Origin of the sequence: Streptomyces sp. NPDC014764, from assembly GCF_043082785.1 — a bacterium.
Classification (GTDB): Bacteria; Actinomycetota; Actinomycetes; order Streptomycetales; family Streptomycetaceae; genus Streptomyces; species Streptomyces althioticus.
Genome location: NZ_JBIBXY010000009.1, coordinates 158,413 through 179,420 on the forward strand (window position 1 = coordinate 158,413; position 21,008 = coordinate 179,420).

General features: G+C 74.8%; 12 protein-coding genes. 9 read left to right on the top strand and 3 right to left on the bottom strand.

Going from position 1 to position 21,008, the window contains the following annotated elements; all coding sequences use genetic code 11:
* The first annotated feature begins 182 nt into the window (after positions 1–182).
* The 4 genes from ACF1AG_RS22685 (at position 183) to ACF1AG_RS22700 (ending at position 14,217) form a co-directional block, all read left to right on the top strand.
* Positions 183–8,819 carry an amino acid adenylation domain-containing protein gene (locus tag ACF1AG_RS22685; protein ID WP_391810305.1) on the top strand — a complete coding sequence of 2,879 codons (8,637 nt, stop codon included), beginning with the start codon at positions 183–185 and terminating at the stop codon, positions 8,817–8,819.
* On the top strand, positions 8,812–12,699 hold the full coding sequence (locus tag ACF1AG_RS22690) for a type I polyketide synthase (protein WP_391810306.1): 3,888 nt from the start codon (positions 8,812–8,814) through the stop codon (positions 12,697–12,699). The genes ACF1AG_RS22685 and ACF1AG_RS22690 overlap by 8 nt, the downstream gene beginning before the upstream one ends.
* A gap of 23 nt (positions 12,700–12,722) precedes the next feature.
* Positions 12,723–13,952, top strand: a complete 1,230-nt coding sequence (ccrA, locus tag ACF1AG_RS22695) for a crotonyl-CoA carboxylase/reductase (protein ID WP_391810307.1) — start codon at positions 12,723–12,725, stop codon at positions 13,950–13,952.
* A 67-nt stretch (positions 13,953–14,019) separates the two neighbouring features.
* The gene (locus ACF1AG_RS22700; protein ID WP_354792564.1) at positions 14,020–14,217 is read left to right on the top strand and encodes an antitoxin; all 198 of its coding nucleotides are present in this window, start codon (positions 14,020–14,022) and stop codon (positions 14,215–14,217) included.
* 48 nt (positions 14,218–14,265) lie between these two features.
* Here ACF1AG_RS22700 and ACF1AG_RS22705 read toward each other — a convergent pair whose 3' ends face one another.
* The 3 genes from ACF1AG_RS22705 to ACF1AG_RS22715 all read right to left on the bottom strand — a co-directional run bounded on the left by ACF1AG_RS22705 (position 14,266) and on the right by ACF1AG_RS22715 (position 16,890).
* Positions 14,266–14,961, bottom strand: a complete 696-nt coding sequence (locus ACF1AG_RS22705) for an enterobactin synthetase (RefSeq protein ID WP_391810308.1) — start codon at positions 14,959–14,961, stop codon at positions 14,266–14,268.
* A gap of 196 nt (positions 14,962–15,157) precedes the next feature.
* Positions 15,158–16,642 carry a class I adenylate-forming enzyme family protein gene (locus tag ACF1AG_RS22710; RefSeq protein WP_391810309.1) on the bottom strand — a complete coding sequence of 495 codons (1,485 nt, stop codon included), beginning with the start codon at positions 16,640–16,642 and terminating at the stop codon, positions 15,158–15,160.
* Positions 16,642–16,890: an acyl carrier protein gene (locus ACF1AG_RS22715; RefSeq protein WP_093766589.1), complete on the bottom strand. Its 249-nt coding sequence runs from the start codon at positions 16,888–16,890 to the stop codon at positions 16,642–16,644. The genes ACF1AG_RS22710 and ACF1AG_RS22715 overlap by 1 nt, the downstream gene beginning before the upstream one ends.
* A 316-nt stretch (positions 16,891–17,206) precedes the next feature.
* Here ACF1AG_RS22715 and paaA point away from each other — a divergent pair, with 316 nt between their 5' ends.
* From paaA to ACF1AG_RS22740, 5 genes are read left to right on the top strand one after another with little or no spacing between them, the layout of a single operon-like run.
* On the top strand, positions 17,207–18,238 hold the full coding sequence (gene paaA / locus ACF1AG_RS22720; protein WP_387798014.1) for a 1,2-phenylacetyl-CoA epoxidase subunit PaaA: 1,032 nt from the start codon (positions 17,207–17,209) through the stop codon (positions 18,236–18,238).
* Positions 18,235–18,546 carry a 1,2-phenylacetyl-CoA epoxidase subunit B gene (locus ACF1AG_RS22725; RefSeq protein WP_048460455.1) on the top strand — a complete coding sequence of 104 codons (312 nt, stop codon included), beginning with the start codon at positions 18,235–18,237 and terminating at the stop codon, positions 18,544–18,546. The genes paaA and ACF1AG_RS22725 overlap by 4 nt, the downstream gene beginning before the upstream one ends.
* Complete coding sequence (gene paaC, locus ACF1AG_RS22730) at positions 18,530–19,348, top strand: 1,2-phenylacetyl-CoA epoxidase subunit PaaC (RefSeq protein ID WP_387798015.1); 819 nt, start codon at positions 18,530–18,532, stop codon at positions 19,346–19,348. Before ACF1AG_RS22725 ends, paaC begins: the two co-directional genes overlap by 17 nt.
* Positions 19,345–19,857, top strand: coding sequence for a 1,2-phenylacetyl-CoA epoxidase subunit PaaD (paaD, locus tag ACF1AG_RS22735; RefSeq protein WP_354792567.1), 513 nt, complete (start codon positions 19,345–19,347; stop codon positions 19,855–19,857). The genes paaC and paaD overlap by 4 nt, the downstream gene beginning before the upstream one ends.
* 8 nt (positions 19,858–19,865) lie before the next feature.
* Positions 19,866–20,990 (top strand): 2Fe-2S iron-sulfur cluster-binding protein, encoded by a 1,125-nt coding sequence (locus tag ACF1AG_RS22740; protein WP_391810310.1) that lies wholly within the window; start codon positions 19,866–19,868, stop codon positions 20,988–20,990.
* The last annotated feature ends 18 nt before the right edge of the window (positions 20,991–21,008 follow it).

The window sequence follows — 21,008 nt, forward strand, 5'->3', positions numbered from 1 at the left end:
GAAACCGGGGCAGGTGACGTGGACCCCCTGACCTCGGCGTGCGGTCCCTTTCCCCGCCCCGTGGGCCGGCGGCCCGGTGCGTCACCACACGCGCGGGCGGCACGGGGGTGGCCGCACCCGTCCGATCCGGCCGGGCCTTCGCCGTCCGGGACATCTACGGCTTGCCACGTGAGGGTTGCGCTATGTCACTCCAGGAGGACGCACGTCGACCGCTGTCCGGAGCCCAGGAGGGCCTCTGGTACGCCGGACGGCTCGCACCGGACAGTGCCGCGTACAACACCGCGGAGGCCGTGGAGATCCACGGACCGCTCGACACCGCCCTGTTCGAGACCGCGCTGCGGCGCGTCGTCACCGAGGCAGACACCTTCGCCCTGCGCTTCGCCGACACCGACGACGGCCCGCGATGCCATCCCGCACCGGACGCGGACGACTGGCCCCTCCACCGGGTCGACGTCAGCGGCGCCGGGGACCCCGAGGCCACCGCGTGGGAGCACGTCCGCACCGACCTCGCGACCCCCGTCGACCTGGAGAAGGGCCCCCTTTTCGCGCACACCCTGCTGACCCTGGCGCCTGACCGCCACCTCTGGCTGCTGAGGGCACATCACCTGCTCCTGGACGGCTACAGCTACAAGCTCCTCGGGCGCCGCCTGGCCGACACCTACAACGCCCTGGCAGAGGGGCGCGAACCGGAGCCCGGCGCCTTCGCACCGGTGAGCCGGCTCCAGGAGGAGGAGGCGGCCTACCTGGCCTCCGAGCGGCACGCCCAGGACCGTGACCACTGGGCGCGACGCCTGGCCGACCTGCCCGAGCCCGCCCGGCTCACCTCCCGCACGGCGGCCCCCACGGCGCCCTTCCTGCGCCGCACCGCCGAACTGACGCCCGCCGAGACCGAAGCGCTCGACGCCGCGGCGGCCCGCCTCGGGGTCCGGCGCACGGACCTGCTCACCGCCGCTACCGCCGCCTACCTGCACCGGATGACCGGCGCCGAGGACCTGGTGCTGGGCCTGGCCACGATGAGCCGCCTCGGCAGCGCCGCCCTGCGCACCCCGGGGACCGCCTCCGACGTCCTCCCGCTGCGTGTGGCAGCCACCCCCGGGACGCCCGTCGCCGAGCTGGTCCGGGCCGTCGCCGGTGAACTGAAGGCCCTGCGCCGCCACCAGCGCTGCCGGGGCGAGTTCCTCCGCCGCGACCTGGGCCTGCTGGGCACCGGACGCCGGCTGTACGGACCGGTGCTCAACATCGTCCCGTTCGACGAGTCCCCGGTCTTCGCCGGACACCCCACCACCTGGCACCACCTGTCCGGCGGAGCCGTCGACGACTTCCAGATCTCGGTGCGCCCCGGGCCCCGCGGCGGCGGCCTGTGGCTGGCCTTCGACGCCAACCCCGCCCTGTACGAGGAGGACGAACTCGCCCTGCACCGGGAGAGGTTCCTCGCGGTGCTGCACCGGCTGGCCGCGGCCGAACCGGTGACGCCGCTGGGCGACCTGGACGTCCTGCTGCCCGGTGAACACCCCCGCGACACGCCCGTCCGCACCTTCCCGGCCGAGCGGACCCTAGCGGAACTGTTCGAGGCGCAGGTGGCGGCCGGGCCCGAACGGACGGCCGTCAGCCACGGGAACGAACGGCTCACGTACGCCGAACTCAACACCGAGGCCAACCGGATCGCCCGACTGCTGACCGCGCACGGCGCGGGGCCCGGCCGGATCGTCGCGCTCGCCCTGGACCGCGGCCTGCGACTGCTGCCCGCCCTGCTGGCCGTCCTCAAGACCGGCGCCGCCTACCTGCCCCTGGACCCCGGCCAGCCGGCCGAGCGGCTGCGGCTGGTCGTCGAGGACACGGCCCCCGTGGCGCTGGTCACCGAGCAGGCCCACGCCCACCTCGCCCACGACGCCGTCCCCGCCGTGCTGCTGGACGACCCGCAGGTGACCGCGGACCTCGCCCGTCGCTCCGGCGCCGACCTGACCGACGCCGAACGGCACGGCCCGACCGGCCCCTCCGACACCGCGTACATCATCCACACCTCCGGCTCCACCGGCCGCCCCAAGGGCGTGCCCGTGCCGCACGCCAACGTCGTACGGCTCTTCGCCGCCGCGGCCGAGCACTTCGACTTCCGTGCCGACGACGTGTGGACGCTGTTCCACTCCTACGCCTTCGACTTCTCCGTGTGGGAGATCTGGGGCGCCCTGCTGCACGGCGGCCGGCTCGTCGTCGTGCCCTACGCCGTCAGCCGCTCGCCGCGCGAGTTCCTGGACCTGCTGCACGGGGAGGGCGTCACCGTCCTCAACCAGACGCCGTCCGCGTTCGAGCAGTTGGTCGACGCCGACGCGGAACTCGGGCGCGGCACAGGGGCGTTGCGCTACGTCGTCTTCGGCGGGGAGGCCCTGCGCCCGGCGCGGCTGCGCCCCTGGACCGAACGGCACGGCCTGGACCGCCCGGCGCTGGTGAACATGTACGGCATCACCGAGACCACCGTGCACGTCACCCACCACCGGCTCACCGCGGCCGACCTGGACGACCCGCGCCGCGCCGGCGTCATCGGCACTCCGCTGGCCGACCTCCGGGTCCACCTGCTGGACGCCGCGGGACGCCCCGTGCCGCCCGGCGCGACCGGCGAGATGTACGTCTCCGGCGCGGGTGTCGCCACCGGCTACCTGGACCGGCCGGAACTGACCGCCGAACGCTTCCTCGACGACCCCTACGGCCCGCCCGGCACCCGCATGTACCGCTCGGGCGACCTGGCCCGGCGCCGCCCCGACGGCACCCTCGACTACGTCGGCCGCGCCGACGCCCAGATCCAGCTGCGCGGCTTCCGCGTCGAACCCGGCGAGATCGAGGCCGTCCTCGCCACCCACCCGGGCGTCACCCGCGCCGCCGTCGTACCCCGCCACGCCGACAACGGCGCCCTGCACCTCGTCGCCTACACCGTCCCCTCGGCCGACGCGCCGGTGAGCCCCGCCGATCTGCGCGCCCACGCGGCCGCCCACCTGCCCGAGCACATGGTCCCCGCCGCCTGCGTCCCGGTGGAGACCCTGCCGCTGACCGCGAACGGCAAGCTCGACGTCCAGGCCCTGCCCGACCCCGACTTCACCGCCGCCGCGTCCGGCACCCGCCCCGTCACGCCCGAACAGGCACAGGTGTGCGCCCTGTTCGAGGACGTGTTGCAGCTGCCGCGGGAGTCCGTGGGCGTGGACGCCGGCTTCTTCGACCTGGGCGGCGATTCGCTGCTCGCCACCAGACTGCTGGCTCGTCTGCGGCACGAGACCGGCGCGGAGATCCCCATCACGGCGCTGTTCGAGACGCCGACCCCCGCAGCGCTCGCACGGCGGGTCGCCGTCCGCGCGCAGGACGCCCTGCCCCGGCCGGTGCTCGGCGAGGCAGCGCGCCCCGAGCGCGTGCCGCTGTCCTTCGCGCAGGAACGCATGTGGTTCCTGCACCGGCTCGACGAGGGCGCGGCCACCTACCACATCCCGCTCCTCGTCCCCGTCGGGCCCGACCTCGACGCCGAGGCGCTCGACGCGGCCCTCGGCGACCTGGCCGACCGGCACGAGAGCCTGCGCACGGTGATCGCCGAGCACGACGGAGTGCCCCACCAGCGCATCCTGGCGCCGGGAGAGCTGCGCCCGGTGCTGCGGCGGATCGACTGCCCCGCCGCGGAGACCGCAGCCCATGTGACCGCCGCGCTGCGGCGCCGGTTCGACCTGACCACCGAAAGCCCTCTCGCGGCATGGCTGCTGGGCACCGGCACCGAGCGGGTCCTGCTGTTCGTCCTGCACCACGGCGCCGCCGACGGCTGGTCACTCGGTCCCTTCGCCGCCGACCTGTCCGCCGCCTACGCGTCCCGCCGCCAGGGGCGGGCGCCCGACTGGAACCCGCCGACGGTGCAGTACGCCGACTACGCGCTGTGGCAGCGCGCTTTGTTGGCCCCCGGACCCGACGGCCCCGGCCTGACCGAACGGCTCACCGCCCACTGGCGCACCGCGCTGGACGGCCTGCCCGAGGAGTGCACCCTGCCCGGCGACCGGCCGCGGCCCACCGCGCCGCGCGGCGGCGGCGCGCACGTCGAACTCGCCGTCGACCCCGCCCTGCACCGTGCCCTGCTGCGCCTCGCCGACCGCGAGGGCGCCAGCCTGTTCATGGTGCTGCACGCCGCCGTCAGCGCCCTCCTCACCCGCTGCGGGGCCGGCGAGGACATCGTTCTCGGCACTCCCGTGGCGGGCCGCACCGAACCCGGCCTCGACCCCCTGATCGGCCTGATCACCAACACCCTGGTGCTGCGCGCCGACACCTCCGGCGACCCCGCCTTCCGGGAGCTCCTCGCCCGGCTGCGTACCGCCGACCTGGCCGCCCTGGACCACCAGGACCTGCCCTTCGACCGGCTGGTGGAGGACCTCAACCCGCCCCGCACACCCGGCCGTCACCCTCTGTTCCAGGTGATGCTCGCCCTGCAGAACAACAAGCCTGCCGTTCTCGAACTCGACGGCGCCCGCGCCGAGTTGCAGCCCACCGCCACCGGCACCGCCAAGTTCGACCTCTTCGTGGACGTCCTGGAGCGCCACGGCCCCGAGGGCACCCCCGACGGCCTGACGCTGCACGTCGAGTACGCCACCGACCTCTACGACGCCGGCACCGCCGAGGCGTTCGCCCGCGCGCTGCACGACGTCCTGAGCACGGTGAGCGCCGACCCCGGGACCCGCCTCGGGCATCTGCCCGCGCTCCCCGAGCGCACCCCCGCCCCGGCCGCGGCCGATCCCGCCGTCCTTCAGGACGCGGCGCTGTCCGTGCCCGGCATCCGCGACGCCCACGCCCTGCCCGGAGGCGGCGACACCCCGTCGCGCCTGTACGTGGTGCCCGGGCGGTCCGACGCCGCCGAACGCGTCGAGGAGTTCCTGGACCGCGCGGGCCACGGCTCCGTCCGCGTCACGGCGGTCAACGCCCTGCCCCGGGCCGAGGACGGCACCGTGGACGGCGCGGCACTGAGCGCCCTGCCCGCCGTCGACGCGACCGCGGCCCGGACCTGGCAGGAGCGGCTCGCCCAGCTGCCCGGCGTCACCACGGTCGACGTGTCGGTCGAGAACGCCCCGGAGGAACTCGACCGGCGCCACACCGGACTGCCCGACCGCTCCGTCGAAGCCGCCCCCGCCGCCCGCACCGGGGAAGCCTCCGGCGTTCCGGCCGTCAGCGAAGGCCCCACCCTCGCCGAGCCGTCCGTGCCGAGCTGGGCCGAGGCCCTGCGCCGCGCCGCAGCACGGGACCGGGGCGACATCGTCCACGTCCACGCCGACGGCAGCGAGCACCGGCGCACCTACGCGTCCCTCGTCCCCGAGGCCTCCCGCGTCCTGGCCGGACTGCGCCGCGCCGGACTGCGCCCGGGCGACCAGGTCATCCTCCAGTGCGACGTCACCGAGGACTTCCTCGCCGTGCTGTGGGGCTGCGTCCTCGGCGGCTTCGTCGCCGTCCCGCTGACCGTCCCCGCCTCCTACGACACCCCCTCCGCGGCGCTGACCAAGCTGGAGGGCATCTGGCGGATGCTCGGCCGCCCCTGGATCGTGTGCTCCGCCGGCCGCGAGGCCGGTCTGCGCGCGGTCGCCGCCCGGCAGGACTGGCCCGGGCCGCGCATCACCACCGCCGACGCGCTGCGCGAGGCGCCCGAGGACCACGACTGGCACCCCGCCGCACCGGACGACCTCCTGCTGATGCTCATGACGTCCGGCAGCACCGGCCTGCCCAAGGCGGTGCGGCTCACCCACCGCAACGTGCTGACCCGTTCGGCCGCCACCGAGCAGATGAACGGCCTCGGCGCCGACGACGTCTCCCTGAACTGGATACCGCTCGACCACGTCACCGGCGTGGTGATGTTCCACCTGCGCGACGTGTACCTGGGCTGCCGCCAGGTCCACGCCCCCACCTCCTGGATCCTGCAGGACCCCCTGCGCTGGATGGACCTCGCCGACCGGCACCGGGTCACCGTCACCTGGGCGCCCAACTTCGCCTTCGGGCTCCTCGCCGAACAGGCCCACCGCTTCACCGGCCGCGCCTGGGACCTGTCCCCGATGCGGCTGGTGATGAACGCCGGTGAGGTCGTCGTCGCCTCCGCCGCCCGCGCGTTCCTGCACACGCTCGAACCCTTCGGCCTGCCGCAGGACGTGATGCACCCCGGCTGGGGCATGTCCGAGACGTGCTCCGTGGTCACCGACGCCGTCCTGCCCGCCGAACCCGTCCCGGACGAAGGGACGTTCGTCAGCTGCGGCCGGCCCTACCCGGGGTTCGCCATGCGGATCGTCGACGAACAGGGCACGGTCCTCACCGAGGGCGAGGCGGGCCGCTTCCAGGTCCGCGGCACCTCGGTGACCGGCGGCTACCACGACAACCCGGCGGCCAACGCCGAGGCGTTCACCGACGACGGCTGGTTCGACACCGGCGACCTGGCGTTCCTGCGCGACGGCGAGCTCCACATCACGGGCCGCGCCAAGGACGTCATCATCGTCAACGGGGTGAACCACTACAGCCACGAGATCGAGGCGTGCGTCGAGGAACTGCCGTATGCGGAGCGGAGTTTCACCGCAGCGGTGGCGGTGCGCACCGACCCCTCGTCACCCACCGACGAACTCGCCCTGTTCCTGCATCTCACCCCGGAGGCCGCCGCCGACCCGGCCCGCGCCCTGCGCGAGATCGCCGGCAAGGTCACCCGGGAGATCGGCGTCAGCCCGTCCTTCCTCATCCCCGTGGCGCGGGACGCCGTCCCCAAGACGGAGATCGGCAAGATCCAGCGCACCAGGCTCCGCAAGAGCTTCGAGGCGGGCGACTTCGACGACGAGGTGCGCCGGACCCAGCTGCTGCTGGGCACCGCGGCCACCGTCCCCGACTGGTTCCTGCGCCCGGTGTGGCAGCGCGCGGAACGCCCCGCAGCCCGTCGCACGACGTCCGGCCGGCACACCCTCGTCCTCGCGGGCGGCGACCCACAGGCCGGCGCACTCGCGCAACGGCTCGCCGACGCGCTGCGCTCCGCCGGGGGCCTGTGCACGGTGGTCGGCGAAGGACCGGCGTACACCCGGACCGACGCCGCGCACTACCGCGTCCGGCCCGCCGAGGAGTCCGACTACGCCGCGCTGCTTGGCCGGCTGGAGCAGGACCAGCGGCCCGTCGACGCCGTCCTCCACCTCGACGGGTTCCGGCCGGGGGACCCGACGGCGCCCGACGACACGACGGGCGCGGAGCGGCTGCTCGCCTTCGTCCGGGCCCTCACCGCCCGGCCCGGCCGGCAGCGCCCCGTGGACCTGGTCCACGTGTCCGCGGGCGCCCACGCCGTCCGCCCCGGCGACCACCCCTCCCCGGCCCACGCCCTGTCCGGAGCGCTGCTCAAGTCGCTGGCCGAGGAGTACGGCTGGCTGCGGACCCGGCACCTCGACCTGCCACCGGGCGACGGCACCGACCCGCTGGCCCTCCTCACGGCGGAGGCGGCCGCCGGCGCGGACGGCGCGGACGTGGCGTACCGGGACGGGCTGCGCTACGAACGCCGCCTCGCCCCCCTGCCCGACAGCCCGACCCGCACCGAGCCGCCCGCGCACGACGGCTTCACCCTGCTCACCGGAGGCCTCGGCGGCGTCGGCACCGAGATCGCCGCCCACCTGCTGCGCACCCCCGGCACCCGGCTGCTCGTCCTCGGGCGCACCCCGGAGGACGAGGCCCAGGCCCTGCCGCGGCTGCGCGAGCGCGGGGAGGTCCGCTACGCCCGCGCCGACGTCACCGACGAGGCCCGCGTCCGCGCCGCGGTCGAGGCCGCCACCGAGGCGTGGGGGGTGCCCCTGACGTCGGTACTGCACCTGGCCGGGACGCTCGTGGAGCGCCCCGTCGGGGAACTGGACGCCCCCACCTGGCGCCGGGCGCTGGAGGCGAAGGTGCGCGGCGCGTGGATCCTGCACCGGCTCACCGCCGACCACCCGGTCCACTCCTTCGTCACCTTCTCCTCGGTCAACGGCTTCTTCGGCGGCGCCATGAACGCCGCCTACGCCGCCGCCAACGCCTACCTGGACGCGCTCGCCGGGTACCGCCGTGGCCTCGGCCTGCCCGCGCAGTCGCTCGCCTGGAGCATGTGGCGCGAACGCGGCATGAGCCGCGGCTACGGTCTCACCGCGCTCACCGAGGCCCGGGGCTACCGGCTGCTCGACGTTCCCGCCGCGCTGCGCTCCTTCGACCTCGCCCGCACCCTCGACGAACCGCACCTGCTGATCGGGGCCGACCGCACCGCCCCCTGGGTGCGCAGCCACGTCGTGGCCCCCGTGCGCCAGACCCGCCGCCTGGCCGCGCGCGTCGGCCTGCGGGACGGCACCGACCTCGGCGCCCTGTACCGCGCCGTCACCGGCAGCGCCCGCGCGGCCGGCCTGTCCGACGACGGGTGGACGCTGAGCTCGGCGGGTACGAGCGCTCGCCCCGACGAGACGAGGACGGAAGACGGCCAGCGGCGGCTGGAGAGCCGGCTCGCCGAGGTGTGGTGCGACGTCCTGGGCCGCGACCGGGTGGGCCTGGACGACAACTTCTTCGACCTGGGCGGCAACTCCCTGCTCCTGGTCACCGCCCAGACCACCGTGAACCGCGCCTTCGACAGCGACCTGTCGGTGGTCGACCTGTTCGCGCACCCCACCGTCCGGGACCTGGCCCGCCACCTGTCGGCCGCCGGCACGGACCCGGTGCCGGACGCCGAGGCGCCCTCCCGGCCGGAGAGCGGCGACGGCCTGGACCGCGCCCGGGAACAGGCGCGCCGGCAACGCGCCGCCCGCGCCCGCCGCACCTCCCGTCAGGGCAAGGACCGCGGTCATGCGTGACCGGGCCGACGGCACACCGCACACCCACGAACCGGGAGAGGACGAGGCACAGGCCGTGCACGACACCACCGCACCCCACGACGAGGACTTCCCCGCCGTAGCCGTCATCGGCATGGCGGGCCGTTTCCCCGGCGCCGACGACCTGGACGCCTTCTGGGACAACCTCGCGGCCGGCCGGGAGTCCGTACGGCCCGTCACCGACGAGGAGTTCCTCGCCGCGGGCGGCGACCCGCGCGACCTCGACGACCCGTCACTGATCCGCAAGGCGTCGGTCGTCGAGGGCATCGACCGCTTCGACGCCGGCTTCTTCGGCTACAGCCCCGCCGAGGCCGCCGTCGTCGACCCGCAGCAGCGACTGCTGCTGGAGACGGCCTACCACGCCCTGGAGGACGCCGGCTGCCTCGGCACCGACCGGTCCGGAGAGACGTTCGGCGTGTACGCGGGGGCGGGCGACAGCCGCTACTACCCGACCCACGTCCACCCCCGCTTCGCCGGGCAGCCCGGCTCGGTGGCCCTCGTCCACGCGGCCACGGCCAACTCCCTCGGCACCCTCGCCACCCGCGTCTCCTACGAACTCGGCCTCACCGGGCCCAGCGTGTCCCTGCAGACGGCCTGCTCCACCGCGCTGGTCGCCGTGCACACCGCCTGCCAGGATCTGCTCGACCACCGCTGCGACACCGCGCTCGCCGCCGCCGTCTCCCTCAACCCCTCCGCCGTGCTGGGCTACCGCCACGTGCCCGACGGACCCTTCTCGCCCGACGGGCACTGCCGGGCCTTCGCCGCGGACGCCGCCGGCACCTCCTCCGGCGACGGAGTGGGAGCCGTCGTCCTCAAGCGGCTGGAGGACGCCCTCGCCGACGGCGACCGCATCCGCGCCGTGATCCGCGGCAGCGCCGTCAACAACGACGGCCGCCGCAAGGTCGGCTTCAGCGCCCCCAGCGCCGCCGGACAGACCGAGGTCGTCCTCGCCGCGCAGGCGCAGGCCGACGTCGACGCCGGCACCATCGGCCTGATCGAGGCGCACGGCACCGCCACCAAACTCGGCGATCCGATCGAGGTGTCCGCCCTGACGGAGGCCTTCCGGCACAGCACGGACCGGACCGGATTCTGCGCGCTCGGCTCGGTCAAGACCAACATCGGCCACCTGGGAGCCGCCGCCGGCATCGCCGGCCTCATCAAGGCCGTTCTGGCCCTGGAACACCGGCAGATCCCGCCGAGCCTGCACTTCGACCGGCCCAACCCGCTCATCGACTTCGACGCGAGCCCCTTCCGCGTGCCCACCGCCCTGGAGGACTGGCCCGAGGGGGAGCACCCCCGCCGGGCCGCCGTCAGCGCCTTCGGCATCGGCGGCACCAACGCCCACGTCGTCCTGGAGGAGGCCCCCCGCGTCGCGCCCGCCGCGCCGCGCCCGCCCGAGGAGGGGCGCCGCGTGGTGCTGCCGCTGTCGGCGCGCACCGCCGGAGCCCTGCGCGGCCAGGCCGAGGCACTCGCCCGGCATCTGGAGCGCCGCCCGGAGCTGCGCCTGGACGACGTGGCCCACTCCCTGCGCACCGACCGGCCCGCGCTGCGCCACCGGCTCACCGTCTCGGCCGCCTCCCGCGCCGAGGCCCTCGACGCGCTGCGCTCCGCCGCCCCCGCCACCCCGCCGCTGTCCGACGATCCGGTCCGGGTGGCGTTCCTGCTGCCCGGCGGCGGCACCCAGTACCCCGGCATGGGCAAGGAGCTGTACCGCGACCACGCCGTCCACCGTGACACCGTCGACGAGTGCGCCCGCATCCTGCGGCCCGTCCTCGGCAGCGACCTGCGCACCGCCCTCTTCGAGGAGCGACGGCCCGACGACCTCTCCGCGTTCCTCGGACTCGTCGTCACCGAGTACGCCCTGGCCCGCACCCTCATGGAGTCGGGCGTGCACCCCGACGCGCTGATCGGCCACTCGCTCGGCGAGTACACGGCCGCCTGCCTGGCCGGCGTCATCGACCTGGCGGACATGCTGCCCCTGGTCACCGAACGCATCCGGCTCATCAGCTCCGCCGGCGGAGCCACGGTCGGCGTCGCCGCCCCGGCCGACGAGATCCGGCCCCTGCTCGACACCGACCTGTCTCTGGCCGCCGTCAACGGACCCCACGCCTGCACCGTCGCCGGGCACCTCGACGCCGTCGCCCGCTTCGAGGCCGAACTCACCCGTCGCGGCGTCCCGTTCCGCCGCCTGCGCATCCCCGTCGCGGCCCACTCCCACGTCCTGGACCCCGTCCTGCCGGCCTACGAGACCCACCTGCGCCAGGTCACCCTGCGCCCGCCGCGCATCCCGTACGTCACCAACGTCACCGGCACCTGGATCACCGAGGCCCAGGCCACCTCCGTACGGCACTGGATCGACCACACCCGCGCCACCGTCCGGTTCGCCGACGGCGTCACCGCCCTGTGGGACCGGCTGCGCCCCGTCCTCGTCGAGATCGGGCCCGGCGACACCCTGACCAAGCTCGCCACCGGCCGGCTCACCGACGAGGCACCGGTCACGGTGACCACCATGCGGCACGCCAAGGCCGAGGCGTCCGACGGGTTCGTCCTCGCCGAGGCACTGGGACGCCTGTGGAGCGCGGGCGTGGACAGCGCCCTGCCCCCGGTGCCGGGGGCGCCCCGACGGGTGCCGCTGCCCCCGTACGCCTTCGAACGCCGGCGCCACTGGATCGACGCGCCGGGCGCCCGGACGGACCCCGCCACGTCCGACGACACCGCGGCCGCCGCGGACTCCGGCCTCGCCCCACGGCCCCGGCTGACGACCGAGCACGTACCGCCCCGCACGGACCGCGAACGCGAGGTCACCCGGCTCTGGGAGGAGACCCTCGGCATCGGCGGCATCGGGCTGCACGACAACTTCTTCGACCTCGGCGGCGACTCGATGCGCGCCGTGCTGCTGGCGGGGCGTCTGCGCCAGGCCGGTGTCCTCGACGTCCCGGCGGCGACCCTGCTGGCCGCACCCACCGTGGCCGGGGTGCTCGCCACGGCCGGCGAGCCGGACGAGAAGGCGCCTGCGGCGGCCCCCACCGCGCTCGGCCCCCTGCTGCCTTTGCGCGCCGAAGGCACCGCCACGCCCCTTTTCTGCGTCCACCCCGGCGCGGGCATCGCCTGGCGCTACACGGGTCTGCTGCCCCACCTCGGCGGCGACCAGCCCGTCCACGGCATCCAGGCGGCCGGCCTCGACGGCACCCGGCCGCCCGCCCCGGACGCCGCCGCCATGGTCGCCCACTACCTCGACCTGGTGCGCCAGGTGCAACCCCACGGTCCCTACCGGCTGCTGGGCTGGTCCTACGGCGGATTCGTCGCCCACGCCATGGCCTGCGCCCTCCAGCGCGACGGGGAGCGGGTGGAACTCCTCGCCATGCTCGACGCCCCTCAGCCGCACGGCACCGCCCACGATGCGGAGGCGGCCGAACGCCAGGTCGCCGCCCTGCTGGCCAGGGTGGCCGGGCTCGCGGTCGACGGGGCGCCCGTGGAGACCGTCCTGGACCGGATCGACGCCCGGGTCACGGCCGACCCGTCGAGCGTCCCCGTCACCCGCGCCGAGGCCGCCGCCATCGCCGTCGTCATGCGCAACAACCTGCGCATCGCGCCCCAGTTCGCCCCCGGCGTCTACCGCGGGGACGTGCTGTTCTTCAGTGCCGCGGAGGAGCAGCCCGGCGACTTCCCGGCGGACCTGGCGGTGCTGCCGGGCAAGGCCGACAGCTGGCGGCCCTACGTCGACGGAACCCTCCACGACCACCACGTGCCCTGCGGCCACTACGAGATGACCGAACCCGAACCCCTCGCCCGTATCGGCGAAGCGGTCGCCAAGGCCCTGCGCGGTCTCGGCGACCGGGCCTCCACCTCCCCATCCCCCTGAACCCCGCGTCGAGGAGAACCAGCGTGCGTGCGACCCAGGACATCTACGAACTCGGCGACGCGCCCGAGATCGGCACCGCCCCGAAGAAGATGTACGCCTCGCTCATCCGCCGTGAGCGCTACGGACAGCCCGTCGACGCCTTCCGCACCGAGGTGGTCGACGTCCCGCCCGTGGGGCGCGGCCAGGTCCTGGTGAAGGTGATGGCGGCCGGCATCAACTACAACAACGTCTGGGCGGCGCTCGGTTCGCCGCTCGACGTGATCGCCGCGCGGCAGAAGGCAGGCGCCACCGAGGACTTCCACATCGGCGGCTCCGACCTGTCCGGGATCGTGTGGGCGGTCGGCGAGGACGTGCGCGGGGTGAAGCTCGGGGACGAGGTGGTCGTCCTCGCCAACCGCTGGGACGAGAAGGCCGAGGACATCCGCCTCGGCGGCGACCCCACCTGGTCCTCCAGCCAACGGGTGTGGGGCTACGAGGAGAACTACGGCTCGTTCGCCCAGTTCGCGGTGGTCGACGACTACATGTGCCACCCCAAGCCCGCCCGGCTGTCGTGGGCGGAGGCGGCCTGCTACATGGCGACCGCCGCCACCGCCTACCGCCAGTTGTTCGGCTGGCCGCCGCACACGGTGCGCCCGGGCGACCCGGTGCTGATCTGGGGCGGCGCCGGCGGACTCGGCTGCGTCGCCATCCAGCTGGTCCGGCACGTCGGCGGCATCCCCGTCGCCGTCGTCTCCAGCGAGGAACGCGGCGAGTTCTGCCTCAAGCTGGGCGCCGAGGGCTACATCGACCGGCGGAAGTTCGGCCACTGGGGACGGCTGCCGGACACCTCCGACGACGAGGCCATGGGCCGCTGGCTGTCCGGGGCCCGGGCCTTCGGGCGGGCCTTCTGGGACGTACTGGGAGAGCGCCGCAGCCCGCGCATCGTGCTGGAGCACTCCGGCGCCGACACCATTCCCACGTCCCTGTACCTGTGCGACAACGGCGGCATGGTCGTCCTCTGCGGCGGCACCACCGGCTACAACGGTGACGTCGACCTGCGGTTCCTGTGGATGAGGCAGAAGCGCCTGCAGGGCTCGCACGTCGCCACCGCCCGCGAGGCACGCGAGGTGACGCGGCTGATCGACCAGGGAATCATCGACCCCTGTCTCTCCCGAACCTTCGATTTCGACGAGATCGGCCTCGCGCACCAGCTCATCCACGACAACCGTCACCCGGCAGGGAACATGGCCGCCAGAGTCGGCGACCGCGGGTGATTCACGCCCGGCCGGAGGGGTACCTGCGGCGGGGTACGACGCACACGCACCTCCCGGAGGTACCCCCATGGGCAAGCTGGGCGACATGATGAACAAGGCCAAGCAGATGGCCAAGGGTCACCCCGACCAGGCGGACAAGGGCGTCTCGCACGCCGAGCGCATGGTCGACGAGCGGACGGGCAACAAGTACGACGCCAAGACCGACAAGGCGGCCGACGCTGCGCGCCGTTCCTACCGGGACGGCGGCGGCACGCCCGAGCGCTGAACCGGCCCGCCGCCCGCCCCTGGTGCGCCGGGGGCGGGCGGCGCCCGCTCAGCCGCGGGTGCCGGCCCGGCCGGTGACGTAGCTGAAAGCTCCCGCACCGACGCGCACGACCCGCACCCGCACGGCGTGGGCGGGATCGGCGCGCAGGCACACCCGCAGGCCGTCCCCGCAGGGCGAGACCCGCAACCCGCGCAGACTCCTCTCCGGACCCTCCCGGCCCTCACCCGTCATCACGGTGAGGGCCTTCCACGCCGACTCCTTGGCGGAGAACAACTCCGTCACCGACCAGAGCGCGTCCGCACCGGGCGGCAACTCCGCCTCCGCGAGCAGGGACTCCTCGTCCTCGCGCAGCACCAGGCGGGCCGCTTCACGGGGGAGGGGCCGCAGTTCCAGGTCGCAGCCGACCGGCAGGTCCCGGCCGGGGGCACCGGCCACGGCGACGGCGATGCCCGTACTGTGCGAGATCGACGCGGTCCGGCCCGGCGGGAACACCGGCAGACGCCCCGACCGGGGAATCTCCCCGCAGTCCAGCCCCACCGCACGCAGGGCCCGCCGGGCGGCCCGCCGGCCCGCCAGGAACTCCAGCCGGCGCCTCGGCGGCATCGCCGCAGCGGCGGCCGCCTCGGCGGGCCCGGCCGGTTCCGGATCCGGCTCCGACACCGCGGCCACGCCCAGCCCGAGCCCGGCAGCGGCCACGAGCGGCCCGAGCGCCACCAGGCCCCCCACGACCGGTGCTGTCCCCACGGACTCCACACCGGCCCGATCCCACGAAGCGGCCGTCCACACGACTTCCCCATCGGCCTGCACCGACCACACGGCTTCCGCACGTGTCCGGGCCCGTGTGCGTACAGCAGCGGCCCGGTCCGGCCGCGACGGAGACGCCGTGGCCGGACCGGGCCGCATCGGGCTCCCGGTCATCGCCGTTCGCCGCCGCACGCGCTCACGCCCGCAGCAGCTTCTTGATGATCTTCCCGGCGGGATTGCGCGGCACCTGCTCGATGAACTCGACCCGCCGCGGCCGCTTGTACGGCGCCAGCAGCCCCGCGACATGGGCGAGCAGCTCCGCCGTGCCCGGCTCCGTGCCCGTCTCCGGGACGACGTACGCCAGCGGCACCTCGCCGTAGTCCTCGTCGGGCATGCCGACGACCGCCGCGTCCCGGACCGCCGGGTGGGTCATCAGGGCGCGCTCGATCTCCGAGGGGTACACGTTCTGGCCCGCCCGGATGATCACGTCCTTGGTGCGGTCCACCAGGCTGATGCGGCCCTCCTCGTCCATGAAGCCGAGGTCGCCCGTCCTGATCCACCCTTCCCGGGTGATCTCCCGCGTGGCCTCCGGGTCGTTCCAGTAACCCTGCATGACGCCCGGCCCGCGCACCACGATCTCGCCGATCTCGCCGGACGGCAGCTCCCGCCCGGTCTCGTCCACGGCACGGGCGGACATGCCCGGCACGACCCGCCCGCACGGGATGCGGGCGGTGACGTCTCCGGGCGCGGGGTGCTCGTCGGGACCGAGCGTGACGAACGGGCCGCCCACCTCGGTCATGCCGTACACCTGCCGGAAGCCGCACCCGAGTCGCTCCACCGCGTCGGCGTAGACGTCGAGCGGCATCGGGGCAGCCCCGTACAGCACCTCCCGCAGGGAGGACAGGTCGGTGCGCAGGGACGCCTTCGCCTGGAGCATGAAGCGCAGCATCTGCGGCACCATCCACATATGGGTGGCGCGGTGCGCCTCCACCGCGGACAGCGCCCGCTGCGGGGTGAACCCGGGCATCAGCACGACCGTCGCGCCGGCCGCCAGGTAGGTCAGGGAGACGACCATGCTGCCGTGGTACAGCGGGCAGCAGTTGACCATGACGATGTCGTCCGTGGGGCGGGCCATCACCAGCCAGCCCAGCGCGATGGCGCGGAACGACGCGCTGTCGACGGTCACCCCCTTGGCCTGCCCGGTGGTCGCCGACGTGTGCAGCACGGCGATCGGGTCCGTGTCGGCGACGTCCGGCAGGTCCCGCTCGGCGGCCAGCGTGCCCAGCGCTGCGAAGGCGGGCTTGTCGAAGGCCACCCGGAGCCGCACCGAGGACGGCAGTCCGGTGTGCCGGTCCAGCAGCTCGGACTCACCGAGGACGGCCACCGCGCCGACGCGCTCGACGATCCCGGCGACCTCGGGCTCGGCCAGACTGTGGTTCAGCGGGACGAAGAGCGCGCCGAGCCGGGCCAGCGCGAAGTAGCTCTCCAGGACCTCGATCCGGTCCTTGGACAGCACGGCCACCCGGTCGCCCCGCCGGATCCCCAAGTCGGCCAGACCGCGCGCGAGTTGCAGCGTACGGTCATGCAGTTCGGCCCAGGTGACGCTGCGTTCCTCGTCCACCAGCGCGGTCCGGCCGGGCCGGCACTGACGGTTGCGCTCCAGCAGTTGCGTCAGCCACATCACACACCGCCGCTCGCCCTGGCGGCCGTGCGCTCGGCCACGAAACGCTCGTAGTCACCGATGGTGCGCAACTCCTCCATGTCCTCGGCGGTGATCTCGACGCCGAGCCGCTGCTCGACCAGCAGGACGAGACGCACGAGGTCCCCGGAGTCGATGCCGCTGGCGGCCAGGTCGGCGTCGTCTCCGATCCGGTCGGCGTACTCGACGGTGCCGGTGAGTTCGACCAGCAACTCCCTGATGGTGCTCATGGTTTCCCCTTTCGCCCCGGCGTGCCGGCCGCCGCGGTCCACGACTGTCACCCCGTCAAGAGGCGGCCGCGGCCGATCTCACTCCCCGGGCCTTCCCGTGAGCTTTGTCACGCGCCCGAACCTGACGCGGCGGGGATAGCCGGGCCCCGGCCCCGGCCTCTTACCGCAACGAAGCAACCCGTTCCGCCCGGCCCGCGGCGGGCGGTTCCCCAGCCGAAGGAGTGATGCGCGTGCCCAGGCAGCCGGTACGGGTCCGGGGACGGTGCCCGCAGCACGGCACCGCGGCGGCGGTCACCGGACGCCCGGGCGGTGCCCGGTGACCGCGCCGACCACCACCCCTGCCACCGCGGCCGCCGCGGCCGCCCCGGACGAGGACGAGCTGCTAGCCCACTTCGACGCGCTCATCGCCGACGGCGAGACGATCGAACCGCGCGACTGGATGCCCGACGGCTACCGCCGCATGCTGGTCCGTCAGATCGCCCAGCACGCCCACTCCGAGATCATCGGCATGCAGCCCGAGGGTGCCTGGCTCACACGCGCCCCGTCCCTGCACCGCAAGTCGGTCCTGCTCGCCAAGGTGCAGGACGAGGCGGGCCACGGCCTGTACCTGTACTCCGCGGCCGAGACGCTCGGCGTGGACCGCGCCGACCTGCTGGACGCCCTGCACCACGGCCGTCAGCGCGCCTCGGCCACCTTCAACCATCCCGCGCTGACCTGGGCGGACACCGGCGCCATCGCCTGGCTGACGGACGGCGCGGCCGTCATCAACCAGGCCCCCCTGTGCCGCACCTCCTACGGGCCCTACGCGCGGGCCATGCGCCGCGTCTGCCAGGAGGAGGCCTTCCACGTGCGGCAGGGCTACGACCTGATGCGCGCCCTGTGCGAGGGGACGCCGGAGCAGAAGGAGATGGCGCAGGACGCGGTGAACCGCTGGTGGCTGCCGGCGGTGGCGCTGATGTTCGGACCGCCCGACACCGAGGCGGGCGGCGCCGACGCGCGCACCGCCGCGCTGGGAGCGGCGGTCTCCCGCCGCGCGATGGCCTGGGGCATCAAGCGCCACACCAACGACGAACTGCGCCAGCGTTTCGTCGACACCTGCGTCCCGCAGGCCGAGCGCCTCGGCCTGACGCTGCCCGACCCGGCGATCCGCTGGAACGAGGAGCGCGGCCACTACGACTTCACGCCCGTCGACTGGGACACCTACCGCACGGCCCTGGGCGACGACACCCACTGGGCGCGCCGGCGCATCGCGAACCGGCTGGCCGCGCACGAGGACGGCGCCTGGGTCCGGGAGGCCGCCGTCGCGTACGCCGCGAGGACGGACGAGCCCGCGGGAGCGGCCGTATGAGCGCGGCACGGGAAGGCGCGCCGGCCTCCTGGGAGGTGTTTCTGCGGGCCCGCAGGGGCCTGGCCCATCAGCACGTGGGGTCGGTGCGCGCGGCCGGCCCGGACGCGGCCCTGGCCGCCGCCCGCGATCTGTACGCACGGCGCGGCGAGCCCCTGTCGCTGTGGGTCGTCCGCTCCGACGCCCTGCACACGGCCTCCCCGGACGAACGCGACCCGTACTTCGCGGGCGCCCGCCACAAGCCGTACCGCTACCCCGAGCACTACGCGCCGCTGACCGAGAAAGGCCCCGAAGGTGAGCACCACGAGTGACGTCACGGCGGCGCGCCCCGGCCCCCAGCCGGGCGAGCCGCCGTCCACCGCCGATCCCGACCTCGCCCGGCACCTGACCTGCCTCGGCGACGACGCCCTCGTCCTCGCACAGCGGCTGTGCCAGTGGATCACCCGCGCGCCGACCATCGACGAGGACCTGGCCCTGTCCAACATCGCCCTCGACCTCATCGGCCACGCCCGCACGCTCCTCTCCCGCGCCGGCCGCCTCGACGGGACCGGCCGCAGCGAGGACGACCTCGCCTACACCCGCTCCGAGCGCGAGTTCACCAACGCCCTGCTGACCGAACTCCCCAACGGGGACTTCGCCGTGACCGTGGCCCGGCAACTCGCCTACAGCCACTACGCCGTCCTGCACTACGAGGCCCTGGCGCACTGCGCCGACGCCGATGTCGCCGCGTTCGGCGTCCGGGCCGCCAAGGAGGTCGCCTTCCACCGGCTGCACGCCGACCGCTGGACGGTGACACTGGGACGCGGCACGCCGGAGAGCACCCGCCGCATGCGGCGGGCCCTGGAGCGGGTGTGGCCCTACACCGGCGAACTCTTCGAGGAGAGCGACGTCCTGCGCCGCCTGACCGCGTCCGGCACCGTGCCCTCACCGGCAGCGCTGCACGACACCTGGCTCGCCCGGGTCACCGAGGTCGTCACCGAGGCGGGACTCGCCGTGCCCGCTCCCAGCTGGTCGGCCACCGGCGGCCGTTCGGGCCTGCACACCGAGGAGTTCGGTCCGCTGATCGCGGAACTGCAGTCCGTGCGGCGACAGTTCCCCGGAGGCACCTGGTGAGCGGGCACGCACCGGTCACGGCCCGCCTCCGCGCCGAGGAGGTGCGCGAGCGAGTGGCCGCGCTGCCGGACCCCGAACTGCCGGTGATCGGCCTCGGCGACCTCGGCGTGGTGCACTCCGTCGCTCCCGGCGCCGACGGCGTGCTGGAGGTGGAGATCACGCCCACCTACCTGGGCTGCCCCGCGCTGCCCGAGATCACCGCGGCGGTACGGGAGGTCCTGACCGCCTGCGGTCACCCCGACGGCCGCGTACGGCACGTCCTCACGCCCGCCTGGACGACGGACCGCATCACCCCCGAAGGACGCCGCGCACTCGCCGCGCACGGCATCGCCCCACCCGTGTCCCCGGCGCCCGACGGCCCGGTCCCCGTCGCACTGGGCGCGGTTCCCTGCCCGCACTGCGGCTCGACGGCCACCCGGCCGCACAGCGCCTTCGGACCGTCCCGCTGCCAGTCGGTGCTGTGGTGCACGGCGTGCCGCGAGCCCTTCCCCCACCTGACCGCGCTGTGAGGCACACCGTGAACACCGCCCCGCCCGCCCCACGCGACCAGGCACCGACCGGTCCGCGCCACCGCACCGGCCGGCACACACTCGACGTCACGGAGGTCCGGCACCTGGCCGCCGACACGGTGGCCGTCACCCTCCACGTGCCCGCCGACCTGCGCGACGTCTTCGCCCACCACCCCGGCCAGCACGTCGTCGTCCGTCACCGCCGGGACGGTACCGAACTGCGCCGCAGCTACTCGATCTGCCCGCCACCGCACACACCCGGGGCGCTCCGCCTGGTGATCAAGAGGTCCGGTCCCGGAGGCTTCGGCGACCACGCCACCACCCGGCTCGCACCCGGCGCCCGTCTCGAACTCTCCCCGCCCACCGGTGGCTTCGCCCTGCCGGAGCTGCCGGGCGCCCACCACGTCCTCCTCGCGGGCGGCACCGGCATCACCCCGCTGGCCCCGATGGCCGCCCACGCCCTACGCCGGGACCCGGCATGCCGTGTCAGCCTCGTGCACTCGGTCCCCACCTCCGCCGACGCCGTGCTGGCCGACGAACTGGCCGAGGTCAAGGACGAGTTCCTGGACCGCTTCACCGTCCAGTACGTGCTCACCCGGGAGGACCGGGGGAGCGGGCCGCTCGCCCGGCGGCTGGACGCGTCCGGGGTGCGCCGGCTGCTGGCGGCCGTGGACGCCCGCCCGGGCCCGGAGACCGCGTTCGCCCTGTGCGGGCCGCCCGGCCTCGTCGCCACCGCACGGCGCGTCCTGGCCGACTCGGGAGCCGACCCGTCGCTCGTCCGCTGGGAGCTGTTCACGGCCGACGGCACGCAGCCGTCGCCGCCGGAGCATGCCGGGCGGACACCAAGGGCGGGGGAGTACCGGATCACTGCGCTGCTCGACGGGCGCCGCCGGGCCGCCACCGTGCTGCCGGACGACCCGGCCCTGCTCGACGGGCTGCTGCGCAGCCACCCCGACGTGCCGTACGCCTGCCGTGAGGGCGTCTGCGGCAGTTGCCGCGCGAAGGTCCTGTCCGGACAGGTGACGGCGGACCGTGAGCACGCCCTCGACGAACGGGACCGCGCCGCCGGCTACACGCTCGTCTGCCGCGCGAGGCCCCGCACCCCTGAGCTCCTCCTCGACTTCGACGCCTGACCCCGCCCGCCACGCCAC